Source organism: Burkholderia sp. Tr-20390, assembly GCF_017104595.1.
In the GTDB taxonomy this organism is placed as follows: domain Bacteria; phylum Pseudomonadota; class Gammaproteobacteria; order Burkholderiales; family Burkholderiaceae; genus Burkholderia.
In genome coordinates, this window is record NZ_JAAGPC010000045.1 from 35,017 (window position 1) to 52,816 (window position 17,800).

13 protein-coding genes are annotated in these 17,800 nt (G+C 66.2%); 12 read left to right on the plus strand and 1 reads right to left on the minus strand.

Features of this window, described 5'->3' with window-relative positions; all coding sequences use genetic code 11:
• The first annotated feature begins 57 nt into the window (after positions 1-57).
• From G3N98_RS15060 to ugpQ, 6 genes are all read left to right on the plus strand, one after another.
• Complete coding sequence (locus tag G3N98_RS15060) at positions 58-1,242, plus strand: deoxyguanosinetriphosphate triphosphohydrolase (RefSeq protein WP_241025923.1); 1,185 nt, start codon at positions 58-60, stop codon at positions 1,240-1,242.
• 90 nt (positions 1,243-1,332) lie between these two features.
• Positions 1,333-2,667 carry a sn-glycerol-3-phosphate ABC transporter substrate-binding protein UgpB gene (gene ugpB / locus G3N98_RS15065; RefSeq protein WP_089472016.1) on the plus strand — a complete coding sequence of 445 codons (1,335 nt, stop codon included), beginning with the start codon at positions 1,333-1,335 and terminating at the stop codon, positions 2,665-2,667.
• A gap of 106 nt (positions 2,668-2,773) precedes the next feature.
• Positions 2,774-3,658 (plus strand): sn-glycerol-3-phosphate ABC transporter permease UgpA, encoded by an 885-nt coding sequence (gene ugpA / locus G3N98_RS15070; protein WP_089424317.1) that lies wholly within the window; start codon positions 2,774-2,776, stop codon positions 3,656-3,658.
• A complete protein-coding gene (gene ugpE, locus G3N98_RS15075; RefSeq protein ID WP_039366729.1) occupies positions 3,655-4,500 on the plus strand; it encodes a sn-glycerol-3-phosphate ABC transporter permease UgpE in 846 nt (281 codons plus the stop codon). The genes ugpA and ugpE overlap by 4 nt, the downstream gene beginning before the upstream one ends.
• A gap of 32 nt (positions 4,501-4,532) precedes the next feature.
• The gene (locus G3N98_RS15080) at positions 4,533-5,618 is read left to right on the plus strand and encodes a sn-glycerol-3-phosphate import ATP-binding protein UgpC (RefSeq protein WP_089430498.1); all 1,086 of its coding nucleotides are present in this window, start codon (positions 4,533-4,535) and stop codon (positions 5,616-5,618) included.
• A gap of 28 nt (positions 5,619-5,646) precedes the next feature.
• A complete protein-coding gene (gene ugpQ / locus G3N98_RS15085; protein WP_206148572.1) occupies positions 5,647-6,420 on the plus strand; it encodes a glycerophosphodiester phosphodiesterase in 774 nt (257 codons plus the stop codon).
• Positions 6,421-6,590: 170 nt separating this feature from the next.
• On the opposite strand, the gene G3N98_RS15090 is transcribed toward ugpQ, so the two are convergent.
• Positions 6,591-7,316, minus strand: coding sequence for an OmpW family outer membrane protein (locus tag G3N98_RS15090; RefSeq protein WP_089472018.1), 726 nt, complete (start codon positions 7,314-7,316; stop codon positions 6,591-6,593).
• A gap of 193 nt (positions 7,317-7,509) precedes the next feature.
• Between G3N98_RS15090 and G3N98_RS15095 the strand changes: the two genes are divergently transcribed.
• From G3N98_RS15095 to G3N98_RS15120, 6 genes are all read left to right on the plus strand, one after another.
• Positions 7,510-8,223: a transposase gene (locus tag G3N98_RS15095; protein WP_006477151.1), complete on the plus strand. Its 714-nt coding sequence runs from the start codon at positions 7,510-7,512 to the stop codon at positions 8,221-8,223.
• A gap of 289 nt (positions 8,224-8,512) precedes the next feature.
• The gene (locus tag G3N98_RS15100; protein ID WP_089424321.1) at positions 8,513-13,216 is read left to right on the plus strand and encodes a glutamate synthase-related protein; all 4,704 of its coding nucleotides are present in this window, start codon (positions 8,513-8,515) and stop codon (positions 13,214-13,216) included.
• Between the two features lie 85 nt (positions 13,217-13,301).
• Positions 13,302-14,768, plus strand: coding sequence for a glutamate synthase subunit beta (locus G3N98_RS15105; protein WP_089493961.1), 1,467 nt, complete (start codon positions 13,302-13,304; stop codon positions 14,766-14,768).
• A 61-nt stretch (positions 14,769-14,829) separates the two neighbouring features.
• Positions 14,830-15,909: a phytanoyl-CoA dioxygenase family protein gene (locus tag G3N98_RS15110; RefSeq protein WP_206148573.1), complete on the plus strand. Its 1,080-nt coding sequence runs from the start codon at positions 14,830-14,832 to the stop codon at positions 15,907-15,909.
• Between the two features lie 159 nt (positions 15,910-16,068).
• On the plus strand, positions 16,069-17,559 hold the full coding sequence (locus G3N98_RS15115) for an alanine/glycine:cation symporter family protein (protein WP_089424324.1): 1,491 nt from the start codon (positions 16,069-16,071) through the stop codon (positions 17,557-17,559).
• A partial coding sequence (locus G3N98_RS15120; RefSeq protein ID WP_277396902.1) for a 2'-5' RNA ligase family protein occupies positions 17,556-17,800 on the plus strand: 245 nt, incomplete at its 3' end. The genes G3N98_RS15115 and G3N98_RS15120, both read left to right, overlap by 4 nt.

The window sequence follows — 17,800 nt, forward strand, 5'->3', positions numbered from 1 at the left end:
CGGATGCCCCGGCGCCCCTGACATGGAGGAGACGTGAGCGAGACATCCAGCAGCACACTGCCCGAAGCCGGCCACGCGTCTGCTGCGCCGGTGGCCGAGCCGCCGACGCTGGCGGCGCTGGAAGCCCATCTCGCTCCGTATGCCGCACACGCGTCGCAGTCGCGCGGCCGTCGCCATCCGGAAGCACCGCCGGCGGCGCGCACCGAATTCCAGCGCGACCGCGACCGCATCGTCCATTCGACCGCATTTCGCCGGCTCGAATACAAGACGCAGGTCTTCGTCAATCACGAAGGCGACCTGTTCCGCACCCGCCTCACGCACAGTCTCGAAGTCGCGCAGATCGCGCGCTCGGTCGCGCGCAACCTGCGCCTGAACGAGGATCTCGTCGAGGCGATCTCGCTCGCGCACGACCTTGGGCATACGCCGTTCGGCCATGCCGGGCAGGACGCGCTGAATGCCTGCATGCGCGAGCATGGCGGCTTCGAGCACAACCTGCAGAGCCTCGCGGTCGTCGACGAGCTCGAGGAGCACTACGGTGCGTTCGACGGGCTGAACCTGTGCTTCGAGACGCGCGAAGGCATTCTGAAGCACTGCTCGCGCGAGAATGCGCGCAAGCTCGGCGCGCTCGGCGAGCGCTTCCTGCAGGGCCGCCAGCCGTCGCTCGAAGCGCAGCTCGCCAACATCGCGGACGAGATCGCGTACAACAACCACGACGTCGACGACGGCCTGCGTTCCGGCCTGATCACGATCGAGCAGCTCGCGGAAGTCGAGCTGTGGCAGCGCCACTACGAGGCGGCGCTCGCCGAATTCCCGCACCTCGAAGGCCGCCGTCTCGTGCACGAGACCGTGCGCCGCATCATCAACACGCTGATCGTCGACCTGATCGACGAGACGACGCGCAATCTCGCGCGTGTCGCGCCCGCTTCGCTCGACGACGTGCGCGCCGCGCCGCCGCTCGTGTCGCACAGCGAAACGGTCGCCGCGCAAGCGGCTGCCCTCAAGCGTTTCCTCTTCAAGAACCTCTATCGTCACTACAAGGTGATGCGCATGGCGAGCAAGGCGCAGCGCGTCGTCACCGGCCTGTTCGATGCGTTCATCGACGATCCGCGCCTGCTGCCGCCGCCATACCAGTCCGACGACACCGCGCAGCAGCCGCGCCTCGTCGCGCACTACATCGCCGGCATGACCGACCGCTTCGCGCTGAAGGAGTATCAGCGCCTGTTCGTCATCGGCGACAACTGACTGTCACAAACGATCACTAGACTTCGCCGGTTCAATGGCGACGGGAATGTTGCACACGCTGTTGGTAACGTTTTCATAGGAGAGAGGTCGATGAAGAAGAAGCCTGCGGGGACACTGGTTCGTTCGATCGCGCTCGGCGGCGCGCTGATGTTCGGGATGCAGCACGTGGCGCTCGCCGCGACGGAAATCCAGTTCTGGCATGCGATGGAGGCCGCGCTCGGCGAGCGGGTCAATGCGATCGCCGACCAGTTCAATGCGTCGCAGAGCGACTACAAGATCGTGCCGGTCTTCAAGGGCACCTACGACCAGGCGCTCGCGGCCGGCATCGCCGCCTATCGCAGCGGCAACGCGCCGGCGATCCTCCAGGTCTACGAAGTCGGCACGGCCACGATGATGCAGGCGAAGAAGGCCGTCGTGCCCGTCTACGACGTGTTCAAGCAGGCCGGCGTGCCGCTCGACGAAAAGGCGTTCGTGCCGACCATCGCGAGCTACTACAGCGACGCGAAGACGGGCCATCTCGTCTCGATGCCGTTCAACAGCTCGACACCGGTGCTGTACTACAACAAGGACGCGTTCAAGAAGGCCGGGCTCGACCCGAACCAGCCGCCGAAGACGTGGGCCGACGTGCAGGCCGATGCCGAGAAGCTGCGCAAGTCGGGGATGGCGTGCGGCTTCACGACCGGCTGGCAGGGCTGGATCCAGCTCGAGAACTACAGCGCGTGGCACGGGCTGCCGTTCGCGAGCCGCAACAACGGCTTCGACGGTACCGACGCGGCGCTCGAATTCAACAAGCCGCAGCAGATTGCGCACATCTCGTTCCTGCAGCAGATGGCGAAGGACGGCACGTTCACGTACGCGGGGCGCAAGGATGAGGCGTCGGCGAAGTTCTACAGCGGCGACTGCGGGATCCTGACGACGTCGTCGGGCGCGCTCGCGAACGTGCAGAAGTTCGCGAAGTTCAGCTACGGCACGGGCATGATGCCGTACGACGCGAACGTGAAGGGCGCTCCGCAGAACGCGATCATCGGCGGCGCGAGCCTGTGGGTGCTGGCGGGCAAGGATCCGGCGACCTACAAGGGCGTCGCGAAATTCCTCGCGTACCTGGCCTCGCCGGCGGTCGCCGCGAAGTGGCACCAGGACACAGGCTACCTGCCCGTGACGACCGCGGCGTACGACCTCACGCGCCAGCAGGGCTTCTACGCGAAGAACCCGAGCGCCGAAACCGCGATCAAGCAGATGCTGAACAAGCCGCCGCTGCCGTACACGAAGGGGCTGCGCCTGGGCAACATGCCGCAGATCCGCACGGTGGTCGACGAGGAGTTCGAACAGGTCTGGGCGCAGAAGAAATCGCCGAAGGACGCGCTCGATTCGGCCGCGTCGCGCGGCGACGAACTGCTGCGCCGCTTCGAGAAGTCGGGCGGCTGAGCCCGCATCGCACCGTGCCGCCGGCCGGCCGCGTCGCATCCAGTGCGGATGCGCGTGCCGGCTGGCGGCACGCCCCCTTTCCGTTACGCCTGACCGGATCTTCGCGATGCAATCCCGTTCCCGTTTCGGTACGAGCCTGCTGCCGTACCTGCTGATCGCGCCGCAGCTCGCGATCACCGCCGTGTTCTTCCTGTGGCCGGCCGGCGTCGCGCTATGGCAGTCGACGCAGATGCAGGACGCGTTCGGCACGTCGAGCGAATTCGTCGGCCTCGCGAACTTCACGCACCTGTTCGCCGATCCGCTATATCTCGATTCGTTCCGCACGACGCTCGTGTTCAGTTCGCTCGTCACGGTGAGCGGGCTCGTCGTGTCGCTGGTCCTCGCCGCGTGCGCCGACCGCGTGATCCGCGGCGCGCGCGTGTACCGCACGCTGCTGATCTGGCCGTACGCGGTCGCCCCGACCATCGCTGCCGTGCTGTGGGCGTTCCTGTTCAACCCGAGCATCGGCCTGATCACCTATGCGCTCGCGAAGAGCGGCATCGTGTGGAACCACGCGCTGAACGGCGGGCAGGCGATGTTCCTCGTCGTGCTCGCGTCGGTGTGGAAGCAGGTGAGCTACAACTTCCTGTTCTTCTACGCAGGCCTGCAGGCGATTCCGCGCTCGCTGATCGAGGCGGCGGCGATCGACGGCGCGGGGCCGGTGCGGCGCTTCTTCAACATCGTGCTGCCGCTGCTGTCGCCCACCAGCTTCTTCCTGCTGGTCGTGAACCTCGTCTACGCGTTCTTCGACACGTTCCCGGTGATCGACGCGGCCACCGGCGGCGGCCCGGCGCAGAGCACGAAGACGCTGATCTACAAGATCTTCGCGGAAGGCTTCCAGGGGCTCGACATCGGCAGCTCGGGCGCACAGTCGGTCGTGCTGATGATCATCGTCGTCGGGCTCACGGTGATCCAGTTCCGCTTCGTCGAACGCAGGGTGCAATACGCATGATCGAAAATCGCAAGGGCTTCGACCTGTTCTGCCACGCGGTGCTGATCGCGGGTGTGGTGCTGATCGTGTTTCCCGTCTACGTCGCGTTCTGCGCGGCGACGATGAACGCGCAGGAAGTGTTCACGGTGCCGCTGTCGCTCGTGCCGAGCACGCACCTGTTCGAGAACGTCGCGTACATCTGGGGGCACGGCAGCGGCGGCACGACCGCGCCGTTCGGCCGCCTGCTCGTGAACAGCTTCGCGATGGCGCTCGGCATCGCGGTGGGCAAGATCGCGGTGTCGATCCTGTCCGCGTACGCGATCGTCTATTTCCGCTTCCCGTTCCGCAACACGGCGTTCTGGCTGATCTTCGTCACGCTGATGCTGCCGGTGGAAGTGCGGATCTTCCCGACCGTGCAGGTCGTGTCGACGCTGCACCTGACGAACACCTACGCGGGGCTCACGCTGCCGCTGATCGCATCGGCGACCGCGACGTTCCTGTTCCGCCAGTTCTTCATGACGTTGCCCGACGAGCTGATGGATGCCGCGCGCATCGACGGCGCGGGGCCGCTGCGGTTCTTCTGGGACGTCGTGCTGCCGCTGTCGAAGACGAGCATCGCGGCGCTGTTCGTGATCACCTTCATCTACGGCTGGAACCAGTATCTGTGGCCGATCCTGATCACGACGGAGGCCTCGCTGTCGACGGCGGTGGTGGGCATCAAGACGATGATCGCGAGCGGCGACGCCGCGACCGAATGGCAATACGTGATGGCGGCGACGCTGCTGGGAATGATCCCGCCGCTCGTCGTCGTGCTGGCGATGCAGCGCTGGTTCGTGCGCGGCCTCGTCGATTCCGAGAAATAAATGACGGACGGCAACCGGGAGAAAGACCAAGAATGGCTGCGCTGAGCTTGAAGGGCGTCAGGAAATCCTACGACGGCAAGCAGCACGTGCTGCATGGCATCGACGTGGAGATCGCCGACGGCGAATTCATCGTGCTGGTCGGCCCGTCGGGCTGCGGCAAGTCGACGTTGCTGCGGATGATCGCGGGGCTCGAGACGGTGACGGACGGCGAGATCGCGATCGGCGAGCGTGTCGTCAACGCGCTGGAGCCGAAGGATCGCGACATCGCGATGGTGTTCCAGAACTATGCGCTGTACCCGCACATGACGGTCGCGCAGAACATGGGCTACGGGCTGAAGATCCGCGGGATCGAGCGCGCGACGATCGATTCGCGGGTGGCCGCGGCCGCGAAGATCCTCGAGCTCGAGCCGCTGCTCGCGCGGCGGCCGCGCGAGCTGTCGGGCGGCCAGCGGCAGCGTGTCGCGATGGGGCGCGCGATCGTGCGCGAGCCGTCGGTGTTCCTGTTCGACGAGCCGTTGTCGAACCTCGACGCGAAGCTGCGCGTGCAGATGCGGCTCGAGATCCAGCGGCTGCATGCGCGGCTCGCGACGACGAGCGTCTACGTGACGCACGACCAGATCGAGGCGATGACGCTCGCGCAGCGCGTGATCGTGATGAACCGCGGCTACGCGGAGCAGATCGGCGCGCCGGTCGACGTGTACGAGAAGCCGGCGACGGTGTTCGTCGCGGGCTTCATCGGCTCGCCGGCGATGAACCTGATGCACGGCCGGCTGTCGGACGACGGCGCGACGTTTACGGTCGCGGGCGGCGGCCCCGCGCTGCCGGTCGCGGGCGCGCCCGGCATCGGCGCGGCAATCGCCACCGGGCGCGACTGGGTGCTCGGTGTGCGTCCGGAACACATGACGCCGCAGCCGGGCGTCGCGCAGGCGACGCTGCCGGTCGACTCGTGCGAGCTGCTCGGCGCGGACAATCTCGCGCACGGCCGCTGGGGCAGTCACGACGTCGCGGTACGCCTGCCGCACGCGGACCGTCCCGCGCGCGGCACGGCGCTGGCGGCTGCGTTGCCGGCGCACCGCCTGCATTTCTTCGATCCCGAGACCGGCAAGCGTGCCGGCTGACCCTGCTGACCTTGCCGAGAGACCGACGATGACGACCCGTACCGACTGGTGGCCTTATCCGCGCGTCGTCGCCCATCGCGGCGGCGGCACGCTCGCGCCGGAGAACACGCTCGCCGCGCTCTACGAGGGCGCGCGCCGTGGCCACCGGATGGTCGAGTTCGACGCGAAGCTGTCGGCCGACGACGTGACGTTCCTGCTGCACGACGACACGGTCGACCGCACGTCGAACGGTCACGGCGCGGCGGCGGGCATGCGTTATGACGCGCTGGCCGCGCTCGACGCGGGCACGTGGCGCGACGCGCGCTTCGCGGGCGAGCGGATGCCGACGCTCGAGGCGGCGGCGGCGCGCTGCCTCGCCCACGGGCTGGCAGCGAATGTCGAGATCAAGCCGTGCCCGGGGCGCGAGATTGAGACCGGGCATCGCGTGGCGGCCGACGCGGCCGCGTACTGGCGTGATGCCGCGATTGCGCCGCTCCTGTCGTCGTTCTCGTTCGACGCACTGCAACAGGCACGCGCGACGGCGCCTGCGCTGCCGCGCGGGATGCTCTACGAGTCCGTGCCGGACGATTGGCATGCGCAGGTCGTCGGCGCGCTCGGCTGCGTTTCGTTGCATGCAGACCACACACAGCTCGACGAACCGCTCGTGCGCGCGATCAAGGCGGCCGGGCTGCGCATCCTGGTTTACACGGTGAACGACCTCGAGCGGGCACGCGAACTCGCCCGCTGGGGCGTCGACGCGGTCTGCACGGACCGGATCGACCTGATCGGCCCGGCAGCGCTGGACGACATCGCCATCCCCTGACGGCCGCGACAACGGCCGGCGAAACCGGCGTCAGGAACGTGCCTGATGCGAAAAAACGACGCCCCGACGGGATTCCCGCCGGGGCGTTTCGCATCGTGGAGACGTTACGTCACGAAAAATCCGCTACAAATTGCAGCAGGATTAACCATTCCCCAAATATTCGACTACGCTTAGAAGCGGTAGCCGAGGTTCAGGTACGTGACGATCGGGTTCAGCGAGATCTTCGCTTTCGACGTTTCGGTCAGGGTGCCGACCGGCGTCCGGCGGGCCGTCGTGAAGGTCGCGGTCACGCTGACAGGGATGTACGAGAGCGACAGCCCCGCGAACCAGTGCTTCGTGAAGTTGTACGTGAAGCCGGCGTTGAAGACGGGCGCCCACTGGTTGCTGGTCGTCGCGCTGGTCGGGCCGCCGAGCACGCCGTTCTCGAACGTGCCGTTGGTGATCTTCGCGCCGGTGAACCAGACATACGTCGCGCCGACGCCGACATACGGACGGAACTTCGCATTGGCGTCGTTGAAGTGGTAGCGCAGCAAGACGGCGGGGCTCCACTGGTACGCGCGGCCGAGTACGCCGAATCTATCGAACTGACCCTTGCCGGTAATGTCGAACTTCGGCGGTATCCCCATCACGAGCTCGGTGGAGATATGGTCGGTGACGAAGTAACCCGCCGCGAGCCCCAGCGTGTCGGCGTCGTTGATGCCCGCGCCGGTGTTGGGAATGGATTGGTTGATGGGCGTGCCGCCTACGCGGTAGACGAACAGCGGGTCGCTGCTGTCCTGCGGCGAAAGGTGCAGCCAGCCGGTGCTGACGTAGAAATCACCTGCGGATTGTGCGTGTGCCGTACCGCCCGCGAATGCGAGCGCTGCGGCCCCCGTAATGGCCAGTTTTCGTTTCATTGTGTCTCCTCCGATCAAAGGCGTGCTCATTATGACGACTGCGTTTAAAACCAAACAAGCTCGTAAGTTAGAGTTTTCTCCCTAGGTTTCGTACGACCGTACGCTTTCGCGCCCAGCGGGGACAGGCATTCTACGCAGGTGCGCACTTTCGGACCCCCGGGTATTTCCTAACGCGTTCAAACGGACATTCAGCATGGCACGGTTAGCACGACTCTACGTTCCCGACCAGCCGCAGCACGTGATACTGCGCGGCCTGGATCAGCAACCCGCGTTCGTCGACGACCAGGACTACGAACTCTTCATCGATTGCCTGAAGGCCGCCGCGCGCGATCATCACCTGTCGGTGCACGCCTACGTGCTGCTGCCCCGCCAGGTGCAACTGCTCGTGACGCCGAGCGACGAAGCGAGCCTGCCGAAAGCGATGCAGGCCGTCGGTCGCCGCTACGTCGCGCATTTCAACCGGCGCTATTCGCGGCGCGGCACCCTGTGGGAAGGCCGCTATCGCGCGACCGTGATCGAAGGCGAGCGCTATTTCCTGCTCGCGAGCCGCGTGGTCGAGATGAGCCCGGTGCGCGCGCAGCTCGTCGCGACGCCCGAGGCCTATCGCTGGTCGAGCTACCGGCACCACGTCGGGCTCACCGTCGACAGCCTGATCACCGACCATCCGCTCTACTGGGCGCTCGGCAATACGCCGTTCGACCGCCAGCGCGCGTACAAGGAGCTATGCGAGCAGCCGCTCGACGAGCGCCAGGCCGACCAGCTGCAGCAGGCGACGTTGAAGGGCTGGGTGCTCGGCGGCGAGAATTATCGCGAGTGGGCGGCGCGTACCGCGAACCGGCGCGTGTCGCCGCTGCCGCGCGGACGCCCCAGAAAGGTGCGTGAAAACACGCCGCCGATCCAGCAGTAACGCAGGAATGTCGGTTCAGGAGGCGGCGCTGCGGGCGCCGCTTCTTTTTGCACCAAAACGATACGGCCCCAATAAAACGGCACCAGATCGAGGCATCCATTTTATTGGGGTTCGATCAAGCGGTTTTTGTTGCTATTCCTTTGATTCGTCGCGTATATTCCGAATTCCGGTGGCCCGGGCGAAGCATGCCCATCCACGGTCGGCCGTGCCGTCTCCCGTCGGGAGCGGGATCGACGGCAACAAGAAAATGGTTCAACGGCCTCCAGGCCCCCTTTACGACGGTGTCCCCATGAACGACCACCAGCAGCCGCTCGCCGCGGTGCCCGCCGCACAAGGTCTGTATGACCCGCAAAACGAACACGACGCCTGTGGCGTCGGCTTCGTCGCTCACATCAAGGGCAAGAAGAGCCACGAGATCATTCAGCAGGGCCTGAAGATCCTCGAGAACCTCGATCACCGTGGCGCGGTCGGCGCCGATCCGCTGATGGGCGACGGCGCGGGCATCCTGATCCAGATTCCGGACGCGTTCTATCGCGAGGAAATGGCGAAGCAGGGCGTGAACCTGCCGCCGGCCGGCGAATATGGGGTCGGCATGATCTTCCTGCCGAAGGAAAACGCATCGCGTCTCGCGTGCGAGCAGGAGCTCGAGCGGACGGTGAAGGCCGAAGGCCAGGTCGTGCTCGGCTGGCGCGACGTGCCGGTCGATCATGCGATGCCGATTTCGCCGACGGTCAAGGCGAGCGAGCCGCTGATCCGCCAGATCTTCATCGGCCGCGGCAAGGACATCATGGTGACGGACGCGCTCGAGCGGAAGCTGTACGTGATCCGCAAGACGGCGAGCCACCGCATCCAGGCGCTGAAGCTCAAGCACGGCAAGGAATACTTCGTGCCGTCGATGTCGGCGCGCACGATCGTCTACAAGGGGCTGCTGCTCGCGGGCCAGGTCGGCGTGTATTACCGCGACCTGCAGGACGCGCGTGTCGTGTCGGCGCTCGCGCTCGTGCACCAGCGCTTCTCGACCAACACGTTCCCGGCGTGGGAGCTCGCTCACCCGTACCGGATGATCGCGCACAACGGCGAGATCAACACCGTGAAGGGCAACGTGAACTGGCTGAACGCGCGTACCGGCGCGATCGCGTCGCACGTGCTCGCCGACGATCTGCCGAAGCTGTGGCCGCTGATCTATCCGGGCCAGTCGGATACCGCGTCGTTCGACAACTGTCTCGAGCTGCTGGTGATGGCCGGCTACCCGCTCGTGCACGCGGTGATGATGATGATCCCGGAAGCGTGGGAACAGCACACGCTGATGGACGAGAACCGCCGCGCGTTCTACGAATACCACGCCGCGATGATGGAGCCGTGGGACGGCCCGGCCGCGATCGCGTTCACCGACGGCCGCCAGATCGGCGCGACGCTCGACCGTAACGGCCTGCGTCCGGCGCGCTACATCGTCACCGACGACGACCTCGTCATCATGGCGTCGGAAGCCGGCACGCTGCCGATCCCCGAATCGAAGATCGTCAAGAAGTGGCGCCTGCAGCCGGGCAAGATGTTCCTGATCGACATGGAACACGGCCGCATCATCGACGACAAGGAACTGAAGGACAACCTCGCGAACGCGAAGCCGTACAAGAGCTGGATCGACGCCGTGCGCATCAAGCTCGACGAGATCGAGCCGAAGGCCGAGGAAGTCGCGGCCGGCCGCACGCAGGGCGCCGCGCTGCTCGACCGCCAGCAGGCGTTCGGCTATACGCAGGAAGACCTGAAGTTCCTGATGGCGCCGATGGCGCAGCAGGGTGAGGAAGCCGTCGGTTCGATGGGCAACGACTCGCCGCTCGCGGTGATGTCGAACAAGAACAAGACGCTCTATCACTACTTCAAGCAACTGTTCGCGCAGGTCACGAACCCGCCGATCGACCCGATCCGCGAGAACATGGTCATGTCGCTCGTGTCGTTCATCGGCCCGAAGCCGAACCTGCTCGACACGAACAACATCAACCCGCCGATGCGTCTCGAAGTGTCGCAGCCGGTGCTCGACTTCAAGGACATCGCAAAGATCCGCGCGATCGACCAGTACACCGGCGGCAAGTTCAGCGCGTACGAACTGAACATCTGCTACCCGGTTGCGTGGGGCAAGGAAGGCATCGAGGCGCGCCTCGCGTCGCTGTGCGCGGAAGCCGTCGACGCGGTGAAGTCGGGCTACAACATGCTGATCGTGTCGGACCGCAAGACGGACGCCGAGCATGTCGCGATTCCGGCGCTGCTCGCCACGTCGGCGATCCACTCGCACCTCGTCCAGCAGGGGCTGCGCACGAGCACGGGCCTCGTCGTCGAGACGGGCTCCGCACGTGAGACGCACCACTTCGCGCTGCTCGCGGGCTACGGCGCGGAAGCCGTGCACCCGTACCTCGCGATGGAAACGCTCGCGAAGATGGCCGAAGGGCTGCCGGGCGACCTGTCGCCGGAGAAGGCCGTCTACAACTTCACGAAGGCAGTCGGCAAGGGCCTGCAGAAGGTGATGTCGAAGATGGGCATCTCGACGTACATGTCGTACACGGGCGCGCAGATCTTCGAAGCGCTCGGCCTGTCGAGCGACCTGGTCGAGAAGTACTTCAAGGGCACGGCGTCGAAGGTCGGCGGCATCGGCCTGTTCGAAGTCGCGGAAGAGGCGATCCGCCTGCACCGCGACGCGTTCGGCGACAGCCCGGTCCTGCGCGACATGCTCGACGCGGGCGGCGAGTATGCGTACCGCGTGCGTGGCGAAGACCACATGTGGACGCCGGATTCGATCGCGAAGCTGCAGCACGCGACGCGCAGCAACTCGTACCAGACGTACAAGGAATACGCGCACCTGATCAACGACCAGACCAAGCGTCACATGACGTTCCGCGGCCTGTTCGAGTTCAAGGTCGAGCCGACCAAGGCGATCCCGATCGACGACGTCGAACCGGCGAAGGACATCGTCAAGCGCTTCGCGACGGGCGCGATGTCGCTCGGTTCGATCAGCACCGAAGCGCACGCAACGCTTGCGATCGCGATGAACCGGATCGGCGGCAAGTCGAACACCGGTGAAGGCGGCGAAGACGAGAAGCGTTACCGCAACGAACTGCGCGGCATTCCGATCAAGTCGGGCGAGACGCTGAAGTCGGTGATCGGCGATGAAATCGTCAGCGACATTCCGCTGAAGGACGGCGATTCGCTGCGCTCGAAGATCAAGCAGGTCGCGTCGGGCCGCTTCGGCGTCACCGCCGAGTACCTCGCGTCGGCCGACCAGATCCAGATCAAGATGGCGCAGGGCGCGAAGCCGGGCGAAGGCGGCCAGCTGCCGGGCCACAAGGTGTCCGAATACATCGGCAAGCTGCGTTACTCGGTGCCGGGCGTCGGCCTGATCTCGCCGCCGCCGCACCACGACATCTACTCGATCGAGGATCTGGCGCAACTGATCCACGACCTGAAGAACGTGAACCCGAGCGCGAGCATCTCCGTGAAGCTCGTGTCGGAAGTGGGCGTCGGCACGGTCGCGGCCGGTGTCGCGAAGGCGAAGGCCGATCACGTCGTGATCGCCGGCCATGACGGCGGCACGGGTGCGTCGCCGCTGTCGTCGGTCAAGCATGCGGGCACGCCGTGGGAACTCGGCCTGGCCGAAACGCAGCAGACGCTGGTGCTGAACCGCCTGCGCGGCCGCATTCGCGTGCAGGCCGACGGCCAGATGAAGACGGGCCGCGACGTCGTGATCGGCGCGCTGCTCGGCGCGGACGAATTCGGCTTCGCGACGGCACCGCTCGTCGTCGAAGGCTGCATCATGATGCGCAAGTGCCACCTGAACACGTGCCCGGTCGGCGTCGCGACGCAGGATCCGGTGCTGCGTGCGAAGTTCAAGGGCCAGCCCGAGCACGTCGTGAACTACTTCTTCTTCGTCGCCGAGGAAGTGCGCGAGATCATGGCGCAGCTCGGCGTCGCGAAGTTCGACGACCTGATCGGCCGCGCCGACCTGCTCGACACCCGCAAGGGCATCGAGCACTGGAAGGCGAAGGGCCTCGACTTCTCGCGCGTGTTCTACCAGCCGGAAGAATGCGAGGACGTCGCGCCGCGTCACGTCGACGTGCAGGATCACGGCCTCGAGCGCGCGCTCGACCACGTGCTGATCGAGAAGGCGAAGGCCGCGATCGAGAACGGCGAGCATGTGTCGTTCATCCAGCCGGTGCGCAACGTGAACCGGACGGTCGGCGCGATGCTGTCGGGCGTGATCGCGAAGAAGCACGGCCATGACGGCCTGGCCGACGACGCGGTGCACATCCAGCTGAAGGGCACGGCCGGCCAGAGCTTCGGCGCGTTCCTCGCGAAGGGCGTGACGCTCGACCTCGTCGGCGACGGCAACGACTACGTCGGCAAGGGCCTGTCGGGCGGCCGGATCATCATCCGCCCGACCAACGACTTCCGCGGCAAGTCCGAGGAAAACATCATCTGCGGCAACACGGTGATGTACGGCGCGATCGAAGGCGAATCGTTCTTCCGCGGCGTGGCGGGCGAGCGCTTCTGCGTGCGCAACTCGGGGGCGACGGCGGTCGTCGAAGGCACGGGCGATCACGGTTGCGAATACATGACGGGCGGCACGGTCGTCGTGCTCGGCGAGACCGGGCGCAACTTCGCGGCCGGCATGTCGGGCGGTCTCGCGTACATCTACGATCCGGAAGGCACGTTCGCGGCGAAGTGCAACAAGTCGATGGTCGCGCTCGAGCCGGTGCTGCAGCAGGCCGAGCAGGAGCGCACGGTCGACCGCGCGCTCTGGCACGAAGGCACGACGGACGAAGCGCTGCTCAAGGGGCTCGTCGAGCGTCATTTCCAGTTCACGGGTTCGCCGCGCGCGAAGTCGCTGCTGGAAAACTGGGACGCGGCGCGCCGCCAGTTCGTGAAGGTGTTCCCGCACGAATACAAGCGCGCGCTGGGCGAGATCGGTGCGAAGAAGGCGGCGAAGGAAGAACTGGCCGCCTGAGCGACGAACGACATAGCGAATGCCGCGCGCGCATGATTGCCGCGCGCGGCTCCCCCACCCGATACACCGAACAGAAGAGCACCTTATGGGCAAGGCAACCGGTTTTCTGGAGTTCGAACGCCGCCACGAGGCGTACGAAGCACCGCTCACGCGCGTGAAGCACTACAAGGAGTTCGTCGCGGCACTGACCGACGCGGACGCGAAGGTCCAGGGCGCGCGCTGCATGGATTGCGGCATCCCGTTCTGCAACAACGGCTGCCCGGTCAACAACATCATTCCGGACTTCAACGATCTCGTTTACCGCCAGGACTGGCAGCAGGCGATCGAAGTCCTGCACTCGACCAACAACTTCCCGGAATTCACGGGCCGCATCTGCCCGGCGCCGTGCGAAGCCGCCTGTACGCTCGGGATCAACGACGATCCGGTCGGCATCAAGTCGATCGAGCACGCGATCATCGACAAGGCCTGGGCGGAAGGCTGGGTGAAGCCGCTGCCGGCCGAGCACAAGACGGGCAAGAAGGTCGCGGTCGTCGGTTCGGGCCCCGCGGGCCTCGCCGCCGCGCAGCAGCTCGCACGCGCGGGCCACGACGTGACGGTGTTCGAGAAGAACGACCGCGTCGGCGGCCTGCTGCGCTACGGGATTCCCGACTTCAAGCTCGAGAAGTGGCTGATCGACCGCCGCATGCGCCAGATGGAAGCGGAAGGCGTGACGTTCCGCACCAGCGTGTTCATCGGCAAGGATCCGCTGCCCGAGTCGATCGGCAGCCTCGCGAAGGAAACCATCTCGCCGGACACGCTGAAGGAAGAATTCGACGCGGTCGTGATCGCGGGCGGCTCGGAAACGCCGCGCGACCTGCCGGTGCCGGGCCGCGAACTCGCGGGCGTGCATTACGCGATGGACTTCCTGCCGCAGCAGAACCGCGTGAACGCGGGTGACAAGCTCGTCGACCAGTTGCTCGCGAAGGGCAAGCACGTGATCGTGATCGGTGGTGGCGACACGGGTTCGGACTGCGTCGGCACGTCGAACCGTCACGGTGCGAAGCAGGTCACGCAGTTCGAGCTGCTGCCGCAGCCGCCGGAAGAGGAAAACAAGCCGCTGGTGTGGCCGTACTGGCCGATCAAGCTGCGCACGTCGTCGTCGCACGAGGAAGGTTGCGAGCGCGACTGGGCGGTCGCGACGAAGCGTCTCGAAGGCAAGAACGGCAAGGTCGAGAAGCTGATCGCGGTGCGCGTCGAGTGGAAGGACGGCAAGATGCAGGAAGTGCCGGGTTCCGAGTTCGAAATGAAGGCCGACCTCGTGCTGCTCGCGATGGGCTTCACGCAACCGGCAGCCCCCGTGCTCGAGGCATTCGGCGTCGCGAAGGATGCGCGCGGCAATGCGCGTGCGGCGACCGAAGGTGATCGTTCGTACTACACGTCGGTCGACAAGGTGTTCGCGGCGGGCGACATGCGCCGCGGCCAGTCGCTCGTGGTGTGGGCGATCCGCGAAGGCCGCCAGTGCGCACGCTCGGTCGATGCGTACCTGATGGGGCATTCGAACTTGCCGCGATAAGCTGAATCTCGCGAGCGGGTTTTGACGAAAGGCGGGCGTCCGGAAGGGCGCCCGCTTTTTTATGCGTGCGCCGGATGGCCGTTGCCGCTTAACATGCGCGAATCAGGGTTCAGGCGTTGGCCGGGCGACGGTCGAAGCCTGTTTCAGCCACGAACGTATCGCGCAGTCCATGTCTCGAGAAACCGCCCCGGAAATCACCCGACCGTGCTTGACGGACGACGGCCAGCGCGTCCGGCTGGACGAGGCCGTCGCGCTGCTGCTTTCGTTCGGCCGCGGTCTTCACGTCGAGGATCACGCTTTCGTCGGACGGCAGCGGCCGATCGAAATCGAGCAACACATTGCCGACGCGATCCACGCCCGGGTGGCGCTCGAGGGCTTCGCCCAGTTCACCCCCAGCGACGACGTGCGGGGCACCCTACCGCTCGCGGCGATGCGCGACATGGTGACGAGCCTCGTGCAGGCCGGCATTCCGCCGGTGTTCGCGTTCGTGTGCGACGAATTCTGGCTCACGTACTGGCGGTTGCACCGGATTGTCCAGGCGGCGCTGGGTGCCGACACCTACCAGTTGATGCCGGATTTCTGGGTATGGCACGTCCGCGCGAACGCGGGGCAGGCCGGCTGGAGCATGCATCGCGATGCGGGGGCGAGATCGCTGCTGCCGGACGGGCGCGCCGGCGCGCTGTCGCTGTGGATCCCGCTGACGCCCGTCGATTCGTCCACCGGTTGCGTGATGCTGCTGCCGAAGCATCGCGATCCCGACTATGGAACGGATCGCGTGTCGCAGGCCGAATTCGACGTGCGGGACATCCGCGCGCTTCCCGGGCTCGCCGGCGACCTGATGATGTGGAGCCAGGCCGTGCTGCACTGGGGCAGCCGCGGCAGCCCGCTGTCGGACCTGCCGCGGATCAGCATGTCGATGGGCGTGCAGGTCGACAGCCTGGGCCCGCTGAATCCGCCGCTGCTGAAATCCGACGTGTTGCCGGATGCCGGATTGCGGCTCGAACTGATCGCCAAGCAGATCCTGCAGTACGAGCGATTCGCGTCGATCGAACCTGCCTGGGCGCATTTTGCGCGCGTCTTGCTCGCCAGCGGATTGTCCGGGCTGGTCTTTGATGTTCCGGCCGAATGGCGGCCTCGCTGACGCAACGAAGCGTGCCCGCGTCGTTCGGACAGGAGACCGCGAATAACCCGCCGATATCTTTCATTTTGTAATGTTCCTTGCGAACTGTCATATCATGTCGCCCCTCGGGCCGCATTCGCGGTGGCAGCATGTGACTGACCCTATTTACAAGGACTCTGGATGGAAGCACTCGTGCAAGGGCTGATCGACGCCGTCAACGGCGTGTTGTGGAACTACGTGCTGATCGCGCTGCTGCTCGGCGTGGGCCTGTGGTTCACGCTGCGGTTCCGGATGATCCAGCTGAAGGCGCTGTTGCTCAGCGTGAAGCTGGTCGGCAGCAAGGGCGAGCCGGGCAGCATCTCGTCGTTCCAGGCGTTCGCGACCGGGCTCGCGAGCCGCGTCGGCACCGGCAACATCGCCGGCGTCGCGGTCGCGCTGACCGTCGGCGGGCCGGGCGCGATCTTCTGGATGTGGATGACGGCGCTGGTCGGGATGTCGTCCGCGTTCGTCGAGGCGACGCTCGCGCAGATCTTCAAGGTGTCGCATCCGGACGGCAGCTATCGCGGCGGCCCCGCGTACTACATCCAGACGGGCCTGCGCTCGCGCGGCTTCGGCGTGCTGTTCTCGCTGTCGCTGATCCTCGCGTTCGGCTTCGTGTTCAATGCGGTGCAGGCCAACGCGATCGCCGATGCGTTCGACACGTCGTTCGGCTGGAGCCGCGCGACGGTCGGTCTCGGGCTCGTGCTGCTGACCGCGCCGATCATCTTCGGCGGGATTCGCCGGATCGCGGCGGTTGCGCAGGTGATCGTGCCGCTGATGGCGATCGGCTACCTCGCGCTCGCGGTCTATGCGGTCGCGACGCATATTGCGCTGGTGCCGGGCGTGATCGCGCTGATCGTGAAGAGCGCGTTCGGTCTCGAACAGGCGGCGGGTGGCCTGACGGGCTATGCGGTCAGCCAGGCGGTCGCGATGGGCGTGAAGCGCGGGCTGTTCTCGAACGAGGCCGGCATGGGTAGCGCGCCGAATGCGGCGGCAACGGCCAGCACGCGGCATCCGGTCGTGCAGGGGCTGATCCAGATGCTCGGCGTGTTCGTCGACACGATCGTGATCTGCAGCGCGACCGCCTTCGTGATTCTGCTGTCGGGCCAGTACGAACTCGGCACCGGCATGGAAGGCGCGGCGCTCACGCAGCGCTCGATCGCGAGCCACGTCGGCGACTGGGGCGGCATCTACATGGCGTTCGCGATCTTCTTCTTCGCGTACTCGTCGGTGATCGGCAACTACGCGTATGCGGAAGGCAACGTCGAATTCATCACGAAGCGGCGCGGCGTGCTGCCGCTGTTCCGCGTCGCGGTGCTCGCGATGGTGATGTTCGGCAGCGTCGGGCAACTGCCGCTCGTATGGGCGATGGCCGATACGAGCATGGGGCTGATGGCGATCATCAACCTGATCGCGATCCTTGCGCTCGGCAAGTACGCGCACGCGGCTTGGCGCGACTATCGCCGCCAGCGCGCGGCAGGCGTGGCCGATCCGGTGTTCACGCGCAACACGATTCCGGAGCTCGCGAACGTGCTGCCGACCGACGTGTGGGGCGAGCATGGCCCGCTGCCGCAACGTCCGGCCGCGGCTGATCCGGCGCGCGCGCCGCGCGCGGTGGCGAGCGAGTCATGAACGGCGACCGGCTGCGCGTGTTCGTCGCGCTGATGCCCGATGCGGCATCGCGCGACGCGCTGCACGCGTTGCCGGTTACCCGTGGCGCGCGGCGTCCGCTGCCCGCGCAACTGCATGTGACGCTCGCGTTCGTCGGCGCGATCGAGCGGGCGTGCTGCGACGCGCTGGCCGCGTGCCTGCCGGCGCTCGCGGCCGCGCATGCACTGCCGTTGATGCCGGTCGAACGGATCGCGTGGTGGCC